We start from the raw sequence: 20,799 nt of genomic DNA, 5'->3' as shown, positions 1-20,799 counted from the left end.
GCAGCCTGAATTTGTGCTTTTGTAAATTTATAACAACAATTTACAAAATATTTAAAACACAAGCATGGCAGTAAACAATGATTTGTGTCTTTCTTAACATATGTTAATTTTAAATTCGATGTACATCTCTTTTTTCAGATTCAAACTCCAAAAAAAGCCTGACTTTAAATAGTCAGGCTTTCATATTAAGTTTATCTCAATTTGTTAAACGCTATTTCTATTTCTGGGTTTTCTGATTTTTGTAATCTAAAACCTGCTACTTTTTAACAAAAGATCTGCTTATAAAATCATTTCCTGTTGCAATACGCAGCAGGTAAATCCCGGGAACGAGATTACTACAGTTATAGACAACATCAATTCTTCCAGCCTGATATGTTTTATCTGCAACAACATCCACTTTACGTCCATTGATATCAAATAATAAAATAGTAACGTTTTGCTGCTGAGTTTGCATAAAAGAGATCGTTAGGTTCCCGCCTGTTGGATTTGGGTAAATATTTAAACTAACATCTGAAGATTTCTGAACTGCTTTATTCGTGCTAAGTGTTGCAGTGGTACAAGTTGGCGTTACACTAAATGCCATAGATGCTGGTGAAAAATTGGTAATCGCCGGATTGATATCTATATTAGATACATCGCTGGCACCTTTACCATCACATTCTGTTCGGCCATTTCTCCAGTAAGGAAACTGAAGATAAACACCCGCAGTAGAACAACTTCCTATTTCGGCATCACCGCCCACGATAACAGATCCTCCAAAGTTGCCGGCAAACAGCATCGCATTTCCTTTAATATTGGCAGTGTTTGCTACAGATCCGCCTTCCATCCAGGCATTCCCTTCCACTATAGCACTGCCGGATAAAGTGGCATTGTAAAGACATGCATTATCCCTAACTATTGCATTTCCGCTGATATTGCCGCCATCAACCATAGCATAACCATCGATACGGGCATTGCCGGAAATAGTCCCGCCCCTTACAATTGCATAAGGACCAACAAATACAGATGATGCAACATTGGCATTATTTGATACCCATCCTCCTCCATTGGTATGGATACGTCCGTTGGTTTTAAGAAATTTTCTAAAATCGGCTGCCGGCTGAAAACCTTCCGGGGTAGCATTGGCAATTTTTACCTCATAAGGATATCTTCTTTGTTTTGGGTAACCTACATCCATATTATAATTTTCGTGAACTTTTGGAGCTGAAAATACGACCAGGTAAATCCCTGCCTCTGTTGATGAGTTTAAAGAAAATGATGCCTCACCATCGGTTTTGTACATTGGACTGTAACGCGATACCGTTCCATCAGCTTTTGTGGTAACAAAACCATAGCGCCATCCTGCCTGGATTGGGTTTACTTCTGAATGCCCTTTGAATTTAATGGTAACTTTCTTCTCCGTTGCTGAACATGTTGGGTATAACGGTATGATATTCATTCCATAATCCTGAGGAGCCCAGTCATCATTGGTATAATATTGGTCAGTTGTACCTGTTACTTTTGTAAGCAGCGTGAATTGTCTGCTGGTATAACGAGGCATATTGTTTTTAATAAAACTATAAGTCTCTCTTATTTTTTTTCCAAAATTACTGGTATTGTTTATTTGAGAATTCCATTGAATGGGATAGTCAAATGCCGGCTGTCTTTGCGCATATCCCCAAAGATAATCGTTAAGCTGTTCCTGGGTAAATCCTTTAAGTCTCTTAATGGTTTCCAGAGGATGCTCCTGATTTTTGGACTCGGCCCACATTCTTCGGGTAAAATCAAAACCATCTTTTTCCTGCACATAATACATCAAATGAAAATTGGTGTAATGATGACGGTTAGACGACCACATAAAATTTCGGGTTTGTATCCATCTGGTTAAGGTTCCATCAATCTCTGCCCATTGCGGGTACGCCTGGGCCCTCATAAAATTAGCATGACCTTCATAAAACGGACCCGCCCAGTCATAACCGGCAAAGGCAGTCCCATTTCCGGGATTCTCCTGTATGGCCATCATCATTTGAAGCGTGTGGGCAAACTCATGAGATAATGCCCCGCCATCTCTTGTTGCCTGAGGATGTACAAACATAGCGCCAATGGTATTACTAAAAGAACTTGCATGTGCAAATGCCTCTAAACGCGGATCTGTAGAATTCCAGGTATTCATCATCATGATGATGATCTTATACTTTCCAAAATTTGTTGTTGGTGCATTATTGATGAACTTTAAATCCGTTATATACCGCTTAAAACTGTGTTCAAGTGTATCTGCTACTGATTTTGGGGTAAAGCGCAATGCGGCATCTGAATACGAAGCAGGATTGGTGCCGACTTTATCTCCCCAATAGAGTACAAAATTTGTAGACTCATACTTTCTGGAGTTTGATATCTTATTAAAAAATTCATTATTGGGATTACTCCATTCTGTAGGTGTGAACAGTGTTTTTTGTCCTATTGCAAAATAGCTGCAAAGGAAAAGGGTGATCGATAAAAAAAATGTTTTCATATAATAAATGATTTGGGGGCAATAGAATTCATTAATAAATCAGTAACATATTTGGAATGCAAAAAATATCCTGTTGATGATAAGACAACAGGATACTTTGCTATGTAATTAAAAAGAACCGCAGGTGTTTCCTGAAAATGTAGCACCGGCTCCGCTGGTGATATCATCTTTTACTGCAGAAACTGCAAGCATTACAATAGAATATGGTGGTGTAAAGCTGGTTTTGTCTCCTGCTGTATTACCGGTTGAATTTAGAAACTGATTTCCAACTGAAGTAACAGCAGTATATCCTGTCATTAAATCAATAGGTGTTTTAACCCCTTCGAAAACATTCGTATCTACACGGACATCTGCCTCAAAACCGGCAGCTACACATTTATTGCTTACTGTACTGTTAAAGTAACTATTGACAATATGTATTTTCCCAAAACGGATTCTTGGCATTCTTTCTCTACATCCGGGAGCCCACCAGCAACGCGCAAAAGTTATCCTTAGCTTTCCGCGATCTGCAGTAGCAGTATCACTCGAACCAATTAAATTAGAAAATCTATGGTCATCTGTACCTCCGGGACCTCCCGCTTTTGGCGTTTTTAAATACGTAAATTTTGTATAGGAAACCGTAACAAAATCTGATTTGTTTTTGATGTCCAGATTGCCGTCTACACCATCTCTGAATTCGCAGTGATCTACCCATACATTTCGACAGTCATCTATAATAGCATTATCCCAGCCGTCAGTATCATAAGCGCCCGGGCCTTCAAAAACAAGATTTCTAATGATCAGGTTTGTACACCCTTTGATATTAATGATACCTGAACCATCTTTAGTCTGATTTGTAGAAACTAATTTTGCTCCGCTGGTACCATAAATTGTTTTACCAGACTGGTTTTGAAGCGTCAGTCTTGTCGTAATGGTAATAGTACCAGTGACTTTAATGACTTTTACGGCATTATTTTCAATTGCAGATTTCAACTCAGCATAATTGGTAACCGTGGTCTCTGTTGCATTTGCTCCCCCGGTTGTACCACCATTTTGGGATGCCCAGCCGGGAACTTCTGCACAATTACCGACTTTGGCCGTACTGCCTTTCGAGGGGTTGACCGTAGCTGCTGTTAAAGCGCTTTCTTCATTTTGTTCGGTATTACAAGATGTAAAACACAACACGAAGAGTAATAAAAACATTGGGGTTCTAAATTTTAATTTCATAATAAGTACTATTAAAGTTATTTTAACAGTACAAATCTGTTTATAATTATTTCTCAAAAAGTTGAACAAGTTCAACCTTTTGAGAAATATTGTTTCTAAACCTGTTTTCTTAACAAATGTTAAGAAGAAAAGGTTGTTCAGAAACACAAATAATTCTTACATATCTATTAACTTTTCGACTTTAATACAGCAATTCGGTTACTTTTAGGTAAGCGGATTTTGCTTTCTGCGCTCTCTAATTCGATATTTTTACTGCTGTTGAAATGTTATTTTCCGTTAATTTTAAAAGGCAAATTATTAAATCCCAAACACAGCTAAACAACAGAAAACAAACAAAATAAACCCTGGTATTTTCCGTTTTTGATGCAAAAAAAAAACTTATAACAGTCTGGTTTTCTAAAAAATTATTATATCATTTCAAAAGCTATTTTTAATATGATTTGTAGTCATGGCTAATTTTTATTATTTGTATTTATTCTAAATAAATATAAATTTGCAGGATAAAAAATTTAAATAACCGCCATGAAGTTTACTTATTTATTTGCGCTGCTTGCCTTTTTTAATATCGGGCTGGCACAGAATGCCAAAATTACAGGAACCATAGTTTCTGAAAATAACCAAGCTGTATCTTACGCAGCAGTATCGATTAAAAGCCTTAAAAAGAGTGCTACTGCTGATGAAAAAGGATATTTCGAAATCAATAATCTTTCCCCTGGGAGTTATACAATTCACTTTTCAGCAATGGGATTTTCTCTTAAGGAAAAAACAGTTGAATTACATGATAATGAAAGCCTTAATCTTCCTGTTACTTTACAGGAAAATATCAATACACTGCAAACAGTAGAAATTACAGGCAGAAAAGAGAAATCTTATCGAAATACCAAATCATTTATTGGGGCAAAAACCGAAATTGCCTTAAAAGATTTGCCTCAGGCCGTCTCCTATGCTACAAAGGAACTAATTGCCGATCAGGGAAGCATTCGCGTAGGGGAAATCGTGAAAAATTTCAGTGGTGTTAGCCAGTTTACTTTTTACGATGACATTTCAATCAGGGGATTTAGGATTAACGGAGGAAGTAATACCCAATTGCTTAACGGAATGCGAACATCGACCGGATTCTGGAAACAGCCCCTGGCAAATTATCTGGAACGTGTAGAGGTTTTAAAGGGACCTTCATCAGCATTGTTTGGTAATGCTTCGCCTGGAGGAGTTATAAACAGGGTTACTAAAAAACCTTTGGACCAGGCGGCCAATAGTGTGAGTTTCTCCACCGGAAGTTTCAATACCTTAAGAGCACTGGCTGATTTTACCGGACCGCTTACCGAAGACAAATCGCTTTTGTACCGTTTGAATCTGGGGTATGAAAATGCAAACTCTTTCAGGGATTTACAGTTTGACAAGAATTTTGTATTTGCTCCTTCCCTGTCTTTTTTACCAAACGACAAAACAAGCATTAATTTTGATTTAATTTATACCAGCTCAAAAAGTATCCTTGATCGCGGGCAATCTACTTACGAAAACAATTTGTATTCTACCAAAACATCCAATTCATTAAACTCAACTAATGATTACCTGAATGAGGAGACGTATATTGTAACAACCTCTTTAAATCATCAGTTTACAGATCGTTTGTCGTTCTCTGCTTCATACATAAGAACAGGCTATAATGAAGATCTTTTAGAACATCGCGGTGCCAACAAATACGCATCAGCAGGAGATGGAAGCACGATACCGACAGCCATAGAAATGCAGGTTTTTATGCGTAAACGCAAGCGTTATATCGACAATCTCTCGACCTTTTTTAAATATGAAGCTAAAACCGGTGCATTAAATCATAATTTAATTTTAGGATACGATTATGCTCAGGAACAAGTGCCTCCGGGAGGTTCGCAATTGCAGGCAACAGGATACAGAAATGCGGCCAATACCGGATCGATTGCTACTTACAACCCGAATAATAAAGCGGCTTACTTATTGGATTCAAAAGGAAATCCTGTTCCTAATGTGGCGCATTTTGACCTTACAAATCCATCTGCATCACAGCAGTTAAAAGATATGAGCAAGTATTTTTATGTTGCTCGTCCCTTTGATCCAACGTACTATTCCCTATACGGAATTTACCTTCAGGACCATATTAAATTTGGAGCTTTTCAGGCCTTAATAGGAGTTCGTTATGACCAGTATACCGATAGGGAAAATTATAAAAAAACTAACGAAGACAAAGTAAAACAGCATTCGTTTTTACCTCGTTTTGGACTAACTTATACCTTAAATCCAAATGTAAACCTTTACGGTACTTATGTAAAAGGATATAACCCGCAAACTGCATCTTCATTATCCAATCCCAATGCAGGAGGTCCGTTTGATCCCTTAGAAAGTAATATGGTAGAGTTTGGAGGAAAATCTTCCTGGTTTAAAGAAAAATTATTTGTGACCCTTGCTGTTTTTAAAATTGAGCAAAAAAACACTTTATACAGTGCCAATGATCCGGCGAATATCGACTTAATGAGAGCAATTGGACAGGAAGAATCAAAAGGTATTGAAATCGATATTAACGGAAATATTACGCGTGAATGGAGCATTTCTGCCGCTTATTCGTATAATGAAGCTCATATTACCGATAGCCCAATCGCCTCTGAAGTAGGAAGACAAAAACCAAATACGCCAACCCAGCAGGGAAATGTCTGGACACGTTATAATTTTACGCACGGTGCCTTAAAAGATTTTGGTCTTGCCATGGGATCTAACTTTGTTACCACACGTAATTTAAGCAACAATGCAACCCAGACTATTCCGGGTTATACTTTATTTAATGCTGCATTGTATTACAACATCAACAAGTTTAAAATACAGGTAAATGCGAATAACATTACCAACAAAACCTATTGGGTTGGTGGTTATGATTATATCCGTTTATTTCCCGGAGCACCAAGCAACTGGCTGCTCACACTTGGTTACTCATTTTAATATACTCTTTATTTACTGAATTAGTGAAGAGCTTTTCTATGAAGAAAACATTGAAAAAAAATATTGAAAAACTACATTTATGGCTCGGACTTACCTCCGGGCTTGTAGTTTCTATAGTTGTCTTAACGGGAAGTATTTTGGTTTTTGAAAATGAAATCGATCCTCTTATTAACCCAGAATTTCACATTGTTTCCAGTATTGGCAATTCAAAAAAAACTTTTCCATTACCAGGCATCATCTACATCATCGCCTTTTACGTTATGATTTTTTCTAGTCATTTGGTTTTGAATTAAGGTTGTTTTTAGTCGCTTTTTTCTTTCTAAGGTAAAGTTGTTATAAAAAAAAGGCCAGTTTTTACAAAACTGACCTTTGCAACATAGTCATGTTTAATGATCGCTGAGAATCAAAAAGAACTATAATGACCGCAAAACAACAGGTGGGTACTCTATCATTGACCGGATAAAATTATCAGCAAAATCAAAACTTATTTGATAAGTAAAAAATTATACGAAATCTTTATCTTATCGGCAATCTTTCTACGAACCATACTTGGTATTTCAATATCAAAATCTTCAGGTTTTACGTCAAAAGATCCATTTAACAGAACTCCGTTTGCTGTTTTTGAAGCTTTTACAGTTACTGATACATTTTTTGTTTTACCGTGTATGTTAAGATTCCCTTTTAAAACAAAAGTTTTTCCGGCCGCTGTAATTTTAGAAACATCAAAATCTTCAAATTTACCTTTAAAGGTGGCTTTGGAATACTTTTCAGATTCCATATAATTTTCATTAAAATGCTCTTCCATTAAGGCAACCTTAAAACGAAATCCTTTTATAAGTACCAAGGCTGCAAAATCTCCGGTAGATTGTTCTAAAACAGCAGAAACACTTTTACTTTCAGCAGCTACTTCTTCATAAGATGGCATAGAAGTATTATCATTACGATAAGGCCCTCCTGCCCAAATAGTCTGCTCGTTGAGCTGCAGCGTCTGATTTACAGGCTGGCCATATAACATGGCTCCAAGTCTTCCGTTACCCAGTGGAAGCGCCTCAAACCAATTGTTTCCAGGAGTATCATAGCGCAGTATATTTTCAGTATACTGCGCCCTTAAAGGAAAAACGACAACTATGCTCATAAAAAGCACATACATAAAAAGAATGGAGCGCTGCTTTTGTAAAAGAAATAAACTTTTGGAATGAAATTTTACGGGCATAGCAAATCTTTTTTAATTAATGGTTAAAATGACCTCCAAGTATACAGTTTTTTTATAGATGGAATTGGAATTTGGTTCTTTTGTAATTTTTTCGCCTTTTAAAATTTATAGATAATCTTTTACAAACCTATGATTATTTCATTAAATCACATTTTACAAGCAGTTAAAAAACCTTAAATCAATAAAATCGCAATAAAAATTTCATTTGGTATAAAATATACAGGCTTTGGTATAGAAACAAAAGACGCACCTTTTTTCTTTATTACCTTGTCTGATCTAAATTATAATATAGCATTCAAACAAGCAATAAAATTAATTATAAAAGTGATCTAGATGTCTTTTAAAGAAAATAATACACAGGCTCCTGCTAATCAATCTACCTCTGCTGCAACAGAGTGCCGGGTCTATGCCTCAGAAGGGGAAAAACTAATACAATATGACCTTAATTGTGATGATGCCTCCCTGATCAGAAAATGGTCTTTAACCCTGCCTGCTTTTATTCAGTCAGGGTGTTTCCATCCAACAAAACCTCTTTTTTATCTGGCGCTCAGTAAGGGAGGATATGCGGCAGCTGTTCCTATCGAAGAACATTACCTTATGGCATTTAAAATAGAATCCAGCAGTACATTGACCCAGATTGGAAAAACCATTTCGCTGCCTTACCGGCCAGTTCACATCTCTCTGGACAAAACAGGGGTTCAGGTACTAGTGGCTTACAATGTACCTGCGAGCCTTAGTATCCATGACATTGCAGAAGATGGGTGTCTTACAGAAGCATTCCGGATACCCGATCTTACGATGCGAAAATATCCGCATCAGGTAAAGACCTCTCCAAAGAATGATCTGATTACCATCTGCGCCACCGGGCAGGAAATGATTATGGATTCCACTAATTTTAGAGGAGCAATACATGTTTTTGGTTACAAAAACGGACACCTTACCGGTACTTTGAATTCTGTTTCCCTTAATAATGGACTCAGGTTCAGTCCCAGACATTTGGAATTTCATCCTTATCTTCCCTTAGCTTATGTATCTCTGGAGCGCCAAAATGAGCTGCATGTATATCACTATGATCATAAAGGATTTGATCCGGAGCCTCTTTTTGTCCATACCACCTTGTTTGGAGGCGCTTCAAAATCAATGCAGCTTTGCGGCACCGTGAAAATACATCCAAACGGACGATATGTTTATGCTGCCAACAGGACACTTGGATGGTATGAAGAAAACGGTAAAAAAATGCTGGCCAAAGGAGGTGACGATATTGCTGTTTTTGAAATTGATGCCCTTACCGGCGCCCTGACCCCACTGCAGCGAATAGACAGTGAAGGGATAATGCCCAGAACAATGAGTTTTGATACTGAGGCAAAATTACTTATTGTTGCCAATCAGTTTGAGGCAGAAGCCCTTGAGGGAACTGAAATGAAACATATACCACAGGCCCTTGCAGTATATAAAATAAATACAGACGGGCATTTAGAACTTGCCAATAAATATCCACTCAGTAAATACCAAAAACCGATGATCTGGATGGATGTCTTATGCAGAAACCTTTAAAATATTTCGGCTGATTCTCCGGAAATAATTACTAACCACTAATTTATAATACATATTACCATAATGGATTTATTGGAGGAAATACAGCAGGCGCACAGAGAATTATATAGTATTATATTACCTACGCCTTTAACTAAAAGCCTAAATCTCTCCAACAAGTATGGTTCAAGTATCTTATTGAAACGCGAGGATCAACAAATAGCCCGCTCTTTTAAAATAAGAGGAGCATATAACAAAATGATATCCCTAACCAATTCCGAAAAAGAACGTGGAATCATCTGTGCAAGCGCCGGAAATCATGCTCAGGGAGTTGCCTATTGCTGTGAGCTTTTAAAAATAATGGGCAAAATATATATGCCAAAAAATACGCCGGCCCAAAAAATAAAAAAAGTGGAACTTTTAGGGGGAAGCTTTATAAAAACTGTACTGGTCGGCGATTTTTTTGACCAGACCTATTCAATAGCTATGGGCGATGCTTCTATTAATACCAGGGCCTTTATACATCCTTTTGATGACGTAAAAGTTATAGCCGGGCAAGGTACAGTAGGTATTGAAATTCTTGAAGAACATCAAAAACCAATTGATTATATTTTTATCCCTCTTGAGGGAGGAGGTCTTGCTGCAGGAATTTCAACTGTATTTAAGCAATTGAGCCCCCTTACAAAAATTATTGGAGTTGCAATACAAGACGATAGTTCCTGCGGAATTTCAACACTTGACAAAAACTCATTGGATCCAATTGATCAATTTATTGTGGATGAACCTATTACAAAAAGAAACAGTCTGACAGCTAAAATCTGTCAGAAGAACTTAACAGCAGTATTAAAAATTCCAGAGGGAAAGGTATGTTCTGCTGTTTTGCAGCTATTCAAAGAGGAAGGTATAAACATTGAGCCTACAGGAGTATTAAGTATCGCTGCATTGGATTATTATACTCAAGAAATAAAAGGCAAAAAAGTAGTCTGCATTATAAGCAACGGCCTGAAAAATAGCCAAAGAGAACCTGAAATACTGGAGCGTTCTTTATTATATGAAGGATTAGTCCATTATTTGAAGGTTGAATTTCCCCAGGGCCCCGCATCATTTAAAGAATTTGTAAATGAAGTTCTTGGTCCGGAAGATCAAATCACTTATTTTCAATCTGTCAAAAAAGATAATTGTAAAACAAAACCTTTTTTAATGAGATTAGAATTAAAAACTCCAAATACTATTTTAGCCATAAAAGCCAAAATGCTGGCAAGGGAATTCCTTTATCAGGATTTAAGCCAAAGACATGATTTGTTTACCTCAAATTTCTGTCCCGGAGATACGGCTTATCTTTGGGAACAATAATACCATACATTCAGAGTTTACTATGCAGCGATAAAATCAATGGGATTGCGAACCACCAAAATTAATTCACCTAGTGGTGCAGAAATTATAGTTCCCAACGGAAATTTATTATCTCAAAACATTACGAACTTGACCTATACTGATAATTTAAAATTTGTAGAAATGACAAATATAAAGTGTTGGTGAAATTTTGGTGCAGCATTTATAAAACAGAAGAAACACTTAGCAATACAAAGCAAGAATTATTTAATAGTTTCAAAATAACAGAATTGACATTTCTAAGCTAATATATAATGTATTGGCATAAAGAAAAGCTTTAAAATCACAAAAAATATAATAATGTAACTTGTTGGTCAAGCTTAAATAGTAAAAATAATGCTTTTTCACGCAAAAATGCCCCCAAATAGTATCTCACTTTTGGGGGCATTGCATTATGCTTTGAGCTATTCTCTTTTAACTAAATTAGATATTTCCATTTTTTAGTTTTCAATAATACCGATAGCGTAACCTCCTCCGGGCGCAGAGAACTGGGTTAATTTAGTTTTATTTGTCACAGGAATTTTTCTAATGGTATAGGCTTGTGGATTTGTTTTGTAATTCGCATCTTTAGCATCCGCATAGATGGTAGCGGTATATTTTTTACCCTTTTCAAGAAAGCTAAAATCAATATTTGAAGTACGGGGTGTTTCTCCATTTACATTGCCTAAAAACCAGTTATGAGTTCCTTTGGCTTTTCTTGCAACGGTAATATATTCACCGGGCTCAGCTTCCAGATATTTGCTGTCATCCCAATCAAGGGCAACATCTTTAATAAATTGGAAGGCATCTGCAAAACGTTCATAATTTTCAGGAAAATCTGCCGCCATCTGTAATGGACTGTACATAGTAACATAAAGTGCCAGCTGGTTGGCAATGGTAGCGTTTACATGCGAGCCATTTGTAAGATCCATTTGAAAAATTCCCGGAGTATAATCCATCGGACCACCAATCAATCTGGTAAAAGGTAATATGGTAACATGGTTGGCATGATTTCTCTCACCTCCGAAAGCCTGATATTCGGTGCCGCGGGCAGCTTCATTTCCGATAAGGTTCGGATACGTACGTGCTATTCCTGTTGGGCGTACCGCCTCGTGTGCATTTACCATAATTTGATAATCTGCTGCTTTTTCAATGGCATATTGATAATGGTTATTGGTCCATTGACTGTAATGTTTTTCACCAATTGGAAGAATATTGCCCACATATCCGCTTTTCACTGCATCATATCCGTATTGTTTCATCAATTTGTAAGCAGCGTCCATGTGGCGTTCATAATTACGTATCGATCCGGAAGTTTCATGGTGCATGATGAGTTTTACCCCCTTAGAATGCGCATAGTCATTTAATCCTTTAAGGTCAAAATCAGGATATGGTGTAACGAAATCAAAAACATAATCTTTTTCATGACCAATCCAGTCTTCCCAACCCGTATTCCATCCTTCGACCAGTACGGCATCAAATCCATTTTTAGCCGCAAAATCTATATATCTTTTTACATTGGCCGTAGTGGCACCATGTTTACCATTAGGCTTTGCTTTGGCAAAATCGGTAACCCCTAATTGTACCGCAGGGAAATCATCAGTATATGACCAGCTGCTTTTTCCTGAAATCATTTCCCACCAGACACCCACATATTTTGTGGGTTTAATCCATGAAGTTTCTTTTATTTTACTTGGTTCGTTCAGGTTGTAAGTCATTTTCGAAGCTAAAATAGTACGCGCATCGTCACTTACAATAATAGTTCTCCATGGCGTGGTGGAAGGCGCTTGTATTTTACCTTTATCCCCATGTGAATCAGGCGTCAGCCAGGATTCAAAAACAAAATTTTTCTCATTTAAATTAAGATGCATACACGAGTAATTAATAAGCGCTGCTTCATGCAGGTTGATATACAATCCATCAGCACTTTTCATCATTAAAGAGGTTTGTACCCCCGTTGGAGAGAATGAAGTTTGCGAAACATTTCCAGTGGTGTAAGCTTTTTCCATTAAGCCTTTTATTTGGGAAAGTTTCGAAGTAGTGTAATTATATTCCTGGGTATCATAATCTCCCGGAATCCAATAAGCGGTGTGATCTCCTGCCATCACAAATTGTGTACGTTCTTCTTTAATGGTAAAATACACCAGGTTTTTTTGCTGAGGAAATTCATACCTGAAACCAAGTCCGTCATCAAACAAACGAAAACGAATTATCATTTGTCTATCGGTTCCTTTTTGATTTAGAGTAACAGCCAGTTCGTTATAATGATTACGGATTGAGGATACTTCTCCCCATACTGGTTTCCAATTCTCATCAAAAGTACTCACTTTGGTATCCTGCGTCTTAAAATCATTTAAAAGTGATTTAGCATCGTTTTTAAGTTCTAAGCCCAGCTTACTTGTTTTTATAACCTCCTTGCCTTTATAGATAAGTTTATAGACCGGTGTCCCATCTACTTGAAGGGAAAAATTCATTAAAAAATTGCCGTCGGGCGATTTTAAGTCTTGCGCCTTAACGGTAAAAATACCTAGCCACAAAACAGCTGTTAGAAAAAAATGTTTCATTGTGAATATAATAAATATTTAATTTTTAATTGTCGTTACGCTGCTCTTACCCAGATCAGGCAACTTTACGCAGATATTTTTTTGAGCTTCATTCCAGCTCCAATTCATTTTTACAAAGTCTGTCTCAATATTTTTCTGCATAAGATCAGCTTTTAGCTTTTTAAGTTTTACCCCATCGATAAAAATGTCTTTTGGCTGGCCTGCTGCGTGAACTTTTATTATAAAATTCCTTGGCCCTGCAGGCTTAAAACCTTTTGATTCGCGTTGTGATATAGAAATAACAATTCCTTCACCGGTTGTTTTAGAAGTTATTTTGGTTTTACAATAAACGTCTTTCTCATAATCACGGGTTTCCCCGTCGTCTTCATAAAGAGTAAATGATGCCTCTTTGTTTAAAGCCGCTGGAAAAACATCAAACGTAACCGGATAGGAAGTCTTTTCTCCAATGAACTGCATCACTGGCATTTGCGGGATTATACTGCCTTTCTTGACAAAAACAGGAATAGTATTCAGAGGCGCATCCACTGTAATCCACTGCTCTCCCTTATATTGGATCAGTCCTGAATTAAAATCAATCCACTCTCCCTCGGGCAGATAAACTTCCTTGGTAATGGCGCCCTGTTCTACAACTGGCGCTACCAGCAGTTCTTTTCCAAAAAGGAACTGTGAGTTTAATTTAAACGTCTCCTTGTCATTGGGATACTCTAAAAACAATGCTCTCATTAAAGGCATACCTGTATCATGAGCTTCCCTTGCGTAGGTATAGATATAGGGAAAAAGTTTGTATTTGAGTTCAATGCTTTTTCTGCTGATATTTTCAGCTTCCATGCCAAATTTCCAAGGCTCCACAGCATTGCCTCCTTCATGATGCGCACGGCTTAGTGGGTTAAATACTCCAAACTGAAGCCATCGCACATATAATTCTGCCATCGCGTCATAATCTTTAATATCACCACAATAGCCTGAGATATCACAGGTCCAAAACGGAATGAGTCCCATACCTGCAGAAAGCCCTACAGGAATCTGATTGGCCATTTGTTTCCAGCCGTCCAGTACGTTACTGCCATTTCCAGAGTCACCGCTCCATCCAAAAGTATAACGCTGCAATCCTGCATACGCAGCACGTGTCATTTGGAAAACACGCTTATTTGGATTACGCTTATAAAATTGTTCTGTAACTACCTTATCCCAGGTGAAGCCAAAAACATTATGTATCTCATTGTGCATACCTAAATGATGCTTCATCTGGAGCCTGTCTGCAGCATCTTCATTACTCCATGCAGGCTCTCCCATATCAGTCCAAAAACCACGGACTCCATCATTTAAAGGTTTTTGTTGATATTCGCCCCACCAATCAGCCACCTCTGGTTTTGTAAAATCAACAACCCCGCAATTTCCTCCCCATGGCCATGGCATATCATATGATTTACTGGTACGGATATCCTTTACCAGATAGCCCAATGCATCGGCCTCTTTCCACTGTTTTTCATTGGCCTGCGAAATCACCGGATCCTGGGAAACAATCATTTTAAAGCCCATCTCACTAAGGTCTTTTACCATTGCTGCCGGGTTTTTGTAATTATTTTTTCTCCAGTCAAAATCCTGCAACCCTTCGGTCCATCCTATGTCCTGGTAAATGATATCACAGGGTATTTTCCTTTTACGAAATTCCGCTGCTACTTCCCTGGCTTGGTCTTCCCGGGTATAATCTCCCCTGCATTGAGAAAATCCTAAGGCCCACTGCGGCGGCATAATGGGTTTTCCTGTTAAGGCGATGTAGTTTTTTATAATCTCTTTATAATTGTTTCCAAACATAAAGTAATAGATCATTTGTCCTGCGGGGGCTTCAAATGAATAGTATTCATTACTCTCGCTTCCAAACTTGAATTCTGTTTTATAGGTGTTGTCAAAGAAAATACCGTAATGATTGCTGCTCATAAAAAAGGGAATGCTTTTATACAGTGGATCCTCGTTTAGCCCATAACATGGCTGGTCGCTGTTCCACATTTTGTAACTGCCACCACGTCGATTCAGAGGCCCTGATTTCTCCCCTAAACCAAAAAATTGCTCATCATGACGCAAAGTTTTATAGGATTTAATTTTATCACTATTATAGGCAAATCCTTTTTCAGCATAATCACTAAAAAGCAGTTTTTGATACTTGTCAAATATTTGTAGCTGAAACGGGGCTTTATTGACCCTTATTCGTAATTGCTCAGTAAAAATTTCGTAAGCAGAAGTTTCTTCCTTTACATGGATAACGTCCTTCCAGCCCAAATCTTCTTCAACAACAGCAAAGGATTCATTGTTCCTTATAAAATTGCCATTGGCCGAAACCCAAATTTTAATCACTTCACCACTGCATAATTGCAGCATGACTTTTGCTTTATTGCTGCAGTTAAAAACAATTTTATTCCCCGTTACTGCATAACCGGAACAATTTCCTAAATACTGTTCTTTGGTCTGCGAATATCCCGTAAAAGCCAAAAGGCAAAAAAGGACACAACAATAAAAAATAGTTTTTTTCATAATATATCATATCGATTAATTGAACACTCAAAAACACTAATGCTTCATAAATGTGTTTCTCATTATACAAAGATGCTCAAGCTGTTAAAAAAATTGCCCCTTTGTTATGGGGCAATTCGTATTTTGATTCTTCACTGCCCGGCAGCTACCAAAGTCCGCTAGAGCCACATGCAGGGACAATATAAAATCCTAATAACCTAGATTTTGAGTCAAATTAGGGTTTCTGTCACGCTCAATTTGCGGTATAGGCAGCAGCAAATGGTGCTTATCTGCATTAGATTTGCCAATAGAGTGTAGGAAATCAAGTCCGTACTGGCCATTATCTACCCGTACAAGATCAAACCATCTTTGTCCTTCAAAGGCCAGTTCCATTCTTCTTTCATGAAGTACTGCCGCTCTAAATTCAATTTTTCCAAGCCCTGGAGCTATATTGGCTAAACCAGCACGTTTACGCACCAGATTAAGCGGAGCTTCTGCCAAGGATGTATTTCCTAGTTCATTTTGCGCTTCAGCTTTCATTAAAAGAACATCAGAATAGCGCAATACAGGAAAATTAAGAGGGCTGTTATCATAAGAAGGCGAAATACTAAGGGGTACTAAAAACTTTCTTAAACTATATCCTGTCAATGAATAGGAGGAACTATAAGGAATCCCCTGAAAGTTTGGCCCTCCCTGATACAATACCGTTTTATCGCGACGAAGGTCCCCGCTTTCATAACTGTTGAAAAATTCTTGTGTAGGCTGACTCCATCCAAAGGCTCCGGCAACCATATTAGAACTTCTTGGTCCTGTAAATGTGCTTACCCATGAAGCCTGGTTTTCATTACTCCAAAAATCATAACCTGCATTGGCTGCGTATTGAACTTCAAAGAGCGACTCATTTGAATTTTCAGTTTCAGTGTTAAAATTATCAATGTAATTAGCATTAAGGCTGTAGCCCATTGTTTCTAATTTTGTTGTCAGACTGACCACTTCCTGCCAGTTGTTCAATGTCAAATTTACTTTGGCCAACAATCCAATGGCAGATCCTTTGGTGGCACGGCCTTTATCGGCTTCTGTATAATCCTCTTTATTGGGAAGTAAGCTTACTGCGTTTTCCAGGTCACTTAAAATTTGCGCATAGACTTTATCTTTTGATGTTCGCGATGGGTAGAGGTCACTGCTTGAATTTTGCGGTTCAGTAATCAGGGGAACATCACCGAAAAAACGCACCAAAATAAAGTAATACTGAGCCCTCAGGAAATATGCTTCCCCCATACTTCTGTCTTTAATAGATTGTTCAATTTTCAATCCCGGGGCAACCAATAGTACAATATTGGACCTCAATATGCCCGGCCAGGGTCCGCGCCATAAATCCAATACCCCTTGATTATCAGTTGTCGTAACAAAATTAGATAAGTTCGTGGTTTCAATACCATCTTCTCCTCCTCCTGCTCCTACAATACTGTTACCTGCAAAGATATCACTGGTCCACATTCTGAAATTATATAGTTTAGGCCATTGCAAGGGCTGATATGCGCCATTGACCATCGTGATCAATTCCTCTGCATTGGTAGGATAATTTCCCGTATTAATTGTATCGGGTTGTGTTTTGTCTAAAAAGTCATCACTGCACTGCACCATTAAAAGTGACAAGAATAACATTAAGCTTATTTTTATATTTTTCATTTTCGTAATTTTAGAATCCAACATTAAGTCCCACCGAGTAATTTGTCGTAACAGGATATACATTATTGTCAATACCATTTGCCAAAACCTCAGGATCAAACCCTTTGTAATTGGTAAAGGTCAAAACATTCTGAGCAGAGAAATACAATCGAACTGATGAAAATGTACTGCCTAGTGCCTTTTGCGGAAAATTATAACTAAGGCTGATATTTTTTAACCTCAAATAGGAACCGTCTTCAATGAACCGGTCTGAAACCCTTGCATTATTGTTAGGATCTCCATAGACTGCTCTGGGCATGCTGTTGCTGGTCCCGGCACCTGTCCATCTACCCAGTGTGGCGGTAGTCTGATTATTTGCAACGGACATTGATTCAGTATACATGCGGTTAGCATTATAAATATCATTGCCATATACGCCTTGTAAATAAACCGTTAAATCAAAATTCTTATAGGAAAATGTATTGTTTAGTGAGTAAGAAAACTTAGGATTTGGATTACCTAAAAATGTTCTGTCCTTATCATTTATAATTCCGTCATTATTGAGATCTTTAAATCGTACATCTCCCGCAGCAGTGCTCGTTGCAGTATTAGAACCTGCCATCTGCACTGCATGATTATTCACATCGGCCTGAGACTGAAAAATACCATCGGTAACATATCCGTAAAAAACGTTTACAGGATAACCTGCCTGAATAAGGGAAATACTGCTGTTAAGACCTGTACTTCCAGTAATTATTGGGGTATCCCCATTAATACTTTCAACTTTGTTTTTGTTGTAAGAGAAAACAACGTCGCTGGACCATTTCAAATCGTGCACCAAATTTTTTGTGGATAGGGAAAATTCTATCCCTTTGTTTTGTATTTTCCCTGCGTTAATAGATGGAACATAAATATCTGAATATCCAGAGGTTACTGGTACCGACATGGGAACGAGCATATCATTGGTGTTTTTCACGTAGGCATCAACAGTTAAATTGATTCTGTTGTCCAAAAGTGAGGCGTCCAACCCCAGATTAAACTGTTCCTGACCCTCCCATTTTACATTAGTATTTGGCAGTACAGTGGGTACAACAGCACTTACGTAGGTATTGTTAAAATTATAAAGAACTGTATTATAAGAAGATGAAAAAGCATAATTGCCAATATCCTGGTTACCAGTTATTCCATAACCAAATCTTAATTTTAAATCATTAATGGCAGTTACTTTTTCCATAAATTTCTCAGATGAAATTCTCCATGATATTGCTCCTGATGGAAACCAGCCCCATTTGTTACCCTGTCCAAAACGGGAAGACCCATCTCTTCTAATGGTACCGGTAATATAATACTTACCATCATAATCATAATTTGCTCTGGCCAGATAAGACATGATAGCCCATTCCGATGCATTGCCACCTACGGTTGGCTGCAGGGTTCCATTATCAATTTGCTGGGTTCCGTCACTGGCAAATTTCTGAATAGAGCCGTTTAAAAAATCATATTTATTAGACTGTGAGCTGCTTCCCACAACTGCATTAAAATTATGGGCTCCAAAATGAGCATCATAAGTAAGGGTATTATCCCAAAGAATGGTAATACTTCTATTGGTACCTTGTGAGAGGTAGGAATTGGTCTGCACGTCAGATCCCCAGGAATATTTAGGTGACCAGGTGCGGTCGAACCAAATATTGGCTTCAACACCACCCAAAGACTTAAAAACCAAATTTTTTAAGATATTGATTTCAGCAAAAAGATTACCCTGAAGATTATATCCTTTTGTTGATCTTTCAACAGTTGTTGCTTTTCCAATTGGGTTCTCAATATCTCCAGAATACAGAGGATTTCCAGTAGGTCCTGTAAAATTTCCGGTTGCATCATAAATAGGCTGAGTAGGATTGGCCAGTAACGTACTGCGGATATCATATGCGCCGCTTTCTTTTATATCATGTGCCATTTTTATACTGTTGCCAAATTTGATTTTGCTGTTTATTTTAGTATCTGAATTAAACTGTACAATGAACCTTCGATAATCTGTATTTAAAATAATTCCTTTTTGGTTAAAATAATTAGCTGAAACATAGATATTTGATTTCTTTGTTTTATTTCCGTAAGACAAAGTATAACTTGACATTAATTCCGGGTTAAATAAGGTTCCTACCCAATCAGTTCCCGATCCTAAAGAAGAAGGATTGGTCCAGAGTGGATTTGGCGTAAGACCACCGTTTGAAAGCATATCATTGTTTAAAGATGCGAATTGTGATGCATTTAAAACATTTACTTTGTTGGATGCATTTTGTACAGCTGTAAAAGTGTCGAATGTCAAGGTAGAGCCTTCTTTTGTGCCGCCTCTTTTAGTGGTTACTATAACAACTCCATTTGCCCCTCTTGAACCGTAAATTGCTGTAGAAGAAGCATCTTTAAGTACACTTATCGACTCAACATCATTCATGTTTACCTGGTTAAGCCCGCCATTTAATGGCATTCCATCTACTACAACTAAAGGATTATTATTGGCAATAGTTCCTGTTCCTCTAACCCTAAAGCTAACATTTGATCCCGGTTCTCCACTCGAAATGACCTGAACACCTGCCGCTCTTCCTTGCATAGCTTCACCAACATTGACCACGGATTGCGTTTTTGTCCCAGCCAAATTTATTGATGAAATTGACCCCGTTATATCTTTAGCTTTGGCTTTTCCATAGCCAATGACCACAACGTCGGTTAAAGCTACGGCATCAGTTGCCAGTTGTATTTCCACATTTGAACCTTGGGCGGCGATTTCTTTATCAGCATAACCTATATAGGATACGATAAGTATGATATCGGCTGCGCCCGAAGCGATAGAAAATTTTCCATCAAAATCTGTTGTTGTACTTGTTGATGTTCCTTTTATAATGACAGTTGCTCCTGGTAAAGGCTCATGTTTTTCATTATAAACGATACCTGTAATTATCTTTTGCGTACTTTTCACTGTTGGCTTCTGTTGTTGTGTTTCAGCAGCAAAAGCGGTATTACAGAATGAAAAAACAACAAGCATAAAAAGAATCAGGACGACATCTTTTGCATATTTGTTATTAATGTCAATTTGATGATAGGATCTCATTTATTATTTTGTTTAAGTTAGGTTAGTTAAAAAAGTAATTTGTTTTTAAGATTAAGGCTGTGCCCCTTTGAGTGGTTATTTCATAATTATTTTTTGGTTATACTTCATTACTCATTGTTGTGAATTCACGGATTTACATCCTTAATTTGATCTGATCAAAGCAAAGGAACAAAAA

General features: G+C 37.6%; 12 protein-coding genes. 5 read left to right on the top strand and 7 right to left on the bottom strand.

Going from position 1 to position 20,799, the window contains the following annotated elements; genetic code table 11:
- Positions 1-256: 256 nt before the first annotated feature.
- Both ACHRWY_RS03850 and ACHRWY_RS03845 read right to left on the bottom strand, forming a co-directional pair.
- The gene (locus ACHRWY_RS03850) at positions 257-2,491 is read right to left on the bottom strand and encodes a DUF6055 domain-containing protein (RefSeq protein ID WP_395352687.1); all 2,235 of its coding nucleotides are present in this window, start codon (positions 2,489-2,491) and stop codon (positions 257-259) included.
- A gap of 108 nt (positions 2,492-2,599) precedes the next feature.
- The gene (locus ACHRWY_RS03845) at positions 2,600-3,697 is read right to left on the bottom strand and encodes a polysaccharide lyase family 1 protein (protein ID WP_395352685.1); all 1,098 of its coding nucleotides are present in this window, start codon (positions 3,695-3,697) and stop codon (positions 2,600-2,602) included.
- 522 nt (positions 3,698-4,219) lie between these two features.
- Here ACHRWY_RS03845 and ACHRWY_RS03840 point away from each other — a divergent pair.
- Positions 4,220-6,664 carry a TonB-dependent siderophore receptor gene (locus ACHRWY_RS03840; protein WP_395352683.1) on the top strand — a complete coding sequence of 815 codons (2,445 nt, stop codon included), beginning with the start codon at positions 4,220-4,222 and terminating at the stop codon, positions 6,662-6,664.
- Positions 6,665-6,702: 38 nt separating this feature from the next.
- Entirely contained in the window at positions 6,703-6,957 is a 255-nt protein-coding gene (locus ACHRWY_RS03835; protein WP_395352681.1) for a PepSY domain-containing protein, read from the top strand.
- A 191-nt stretch (positions 6,958-7,148) separates the two neighbouring features.
- On the opposite strand, the gene ACHRWY_RS03830 is transcribed toward ACHRWY_RS03835, so the two are convergent.
- On the bottom strand, positions 7,149-7,799 hold the full coding sequence (locus ACHRWY_RS03830; protein WP_395352679.1) for a glycoside hydrolase N-terminal domain-containing protein: 651 nt from the start codon (positions 7,797-7,799) through the stop codon (positions 7,149-7,151).
- 411 nt (positions 7,800-8,210) lie between these two features.
- Here ACHRWY_RS03830 and ACHRWY_RS03825 point away from each other — a divergent pair, with 411 nt between their 5' ends.
- The 3 genes from ACHRWY_RS03825 to ACHRWY_RS03815 all read left to right on the top strand — a co-directional run bounded on the left by ACHRWY_RS03825 (position 8,211) and on the right by ACHRWY_RS03815 (position 10,949).
- Complete coding sequence (locus ACHRWY_RS03825; RefSeq protein ID WP_395352677.1) at positions 8,211-9,431, top strand: lactonase family protein; 1,221 nt, start codon at positions 8,211-8,213, stop codon at positions 9,429-9,431.
- A 63-nt stretch (positions 9,432-9,494) separates the two neighbouring features.
- On the top strand, positions 9,495-10,763 hold the full coding sequence (ilvA, locus tag ACHRWY_RS03820) for a threonine ammonia-lyase IlvA (protein WP_395352675.1): 1,269 nt from the start codon (positions 9,495-9,497) through the stop codon (positions 10,761-10,763).
- A 39-nt stretch (positions 10,764-10,802) separates the two neighbouring features.
- The gene (locus ACHRWY_RS03815; RefSeq protein WP_395352672.1) at positions 10,803-10,949 is read left to right on the top strand and encodes a mechanosensitive ion channel domain-containing protein; all 147 of its coding nucleotides are present in this window, start codon (positions 10,803-10,805) and stop codon (positions 10,947-10,949) included.
- 293 nt (positions 10,950-11,242) lie between these two features.
- On the opposite strand, the gene ACHRWY_RS03810 is transcribed toward ACHRWY_RS03815, so the two are convergent.
- From ACHRWY_RS03810 to ACHRWY_RS03795, 4 genes are all read right to left on the bottom strand, one after another.
- On the bottom strand, positions 11,243-13,345 hold the full coding sequence (locus ACHRWY_RS03810; RefSeq protein ID WP_395352670.1) for a glycoside hydrolase family 97 protein: 2,103 nt from the start codon (positions 13,343-13,345) through the stop codon (positions 11,243-11,245).
- 18 nt (positions 13,346-13,363) lie between these two features.
- A complete protein-coding gene (locus tag ACHRWY_RS03805) occupies positions 13,364-15,874 on the bottom strand; it encodes a glycoside hydrolase family 31 protein (RefSeq protein ID WP_395352668.1) in 2,511 nt (836 codons plus the stop codon).
- 189 nt (positions 15,875-16,063) lie between these two features.
- A complete protein-coding gene (locus ACHRWY_RS03800; protein WP_395352666.1) occupies positions 16,064-17,542 on the bottom strand; it encodes a RagB/SusD family nutrient uptake outer membrane protein in 1,479 nt (492 codons plus the stop codon).
- 10 nt (positions 17,543-17,552) lie between these two features.
- Positions 17,553-20,624, bottom strand: a complete 3,072-nt coding sequence (locus ACHRWY_RS03795) for a SusC/RagA family TonB-linked outer membrane protein (RefSeq protein WP_395352664.1) — start codon at positions 20,622-20,624, stop codon at positions 17,553-17,555.
- Between the last annotated feature and the right edge of the window lie 175 nt (positions 20,625-20,799).

It is taken from the genome of Flavobacterium sp. FlaQc-48, assembly GCF_044007335.1.
Classification (GTDB): Bacteria; Bacteroidota; Bacteroidia; order Flavobacteriales; family Flavobacteriaceae; genus Flavobacterium.
This window is presented reverse-complemented; position numbering and strand designations above follow the sequence as displayed.

Excerpts from the sequence above, each read along its gene's own strand:
- ACHRWY_RS03850 (WP_395352687.1), bottom strand. The coding sequence starts at position 2,491 with ATGAAAACATTTTTTTTATCGATCACCCTTTTCCTTTGCAGCTATTTT.
- ACHRWY_RS03845 (WP_395352685.1), bottom strand. The coding sequence starts at position 3,697 with ATGAAATTAAAATTTAGAACCCCAATGTTTTTATTACTCTTCGTGTTG.
- ACHRWY_RS03840 (WP_395352683.1), top strand. The coding sequence starts at position 4,220 with ATGAAGTTTACTTATTTATTTGCGCTGCTTGCCTTTTTTAATATCGGG.
- ACHRWY_RS03835 (WP_395352681.1), top strand. The coding sequence starts at position 6,703 with ATGAAGAAAACATTGAAAAAAAATATTGAAAAACTACATTTATGGCTC.
- ACHRWY_RS03830 (WP_395352679.1), bottom strand. The coding sequence starts at position 7,799 with ATGAGCATAGTTGTCGTTTTTCCTTTAAGGGCGCAGTATACTGAAAAT.
- ACHRWY_RS03825 (WP_395352677.1), top strand. The coding sequence starts at position 8,211 with ATGTCTTTTAAAGAAAATAATACACAGGCTCCTGCTAATCAATCTACC.
- ilvA (WP_395352675.1), top strand. The coding sequence starts at position 9,495 with ATGGATTTATTGGAGGAAATACAGCAGGCGCACAGAGAATTATATAGT.
- ACHRWY_RS03815 (WP_395352672.1), top strand. The coding sequence starts at position 10,803 with ATGGGATTGCGAACCACCAAAATTAATTCACCTAGTGGTGCAGAAATT.
- ACHRWY_RS03810 (WP_395352670.1), bottom strand. The coding sequence starts at position 13,345 with ATGAAACATTTTTTTCTAACAGCTGTTTTGTGGCTAGGTATTTTTACC.
- ACHRWY_RS03805 (WP_395352668.1), bottom strand. The coding sequence starts at position 15,874 with ATGAAAAAAACTATTTTTTATTGTTGTGTCCTTTTTTGCCTTTTGGCT.
- ACHRWY_RS03800 (WP_395352666.1), bottom strand. The coding sequence starts at position 17,542 with ATGAAAAATATAAAAATAAGCTTAATGTTATTCTTGTCACTTTTAATG.
- ACHRWY_RS03795 (WP_395352664.1), bottom strand. The coding sequence starts at position 20,624 with ATGAGATCCTATCATCAAATTGACATTAATAACAAATATGCAAAAGAT.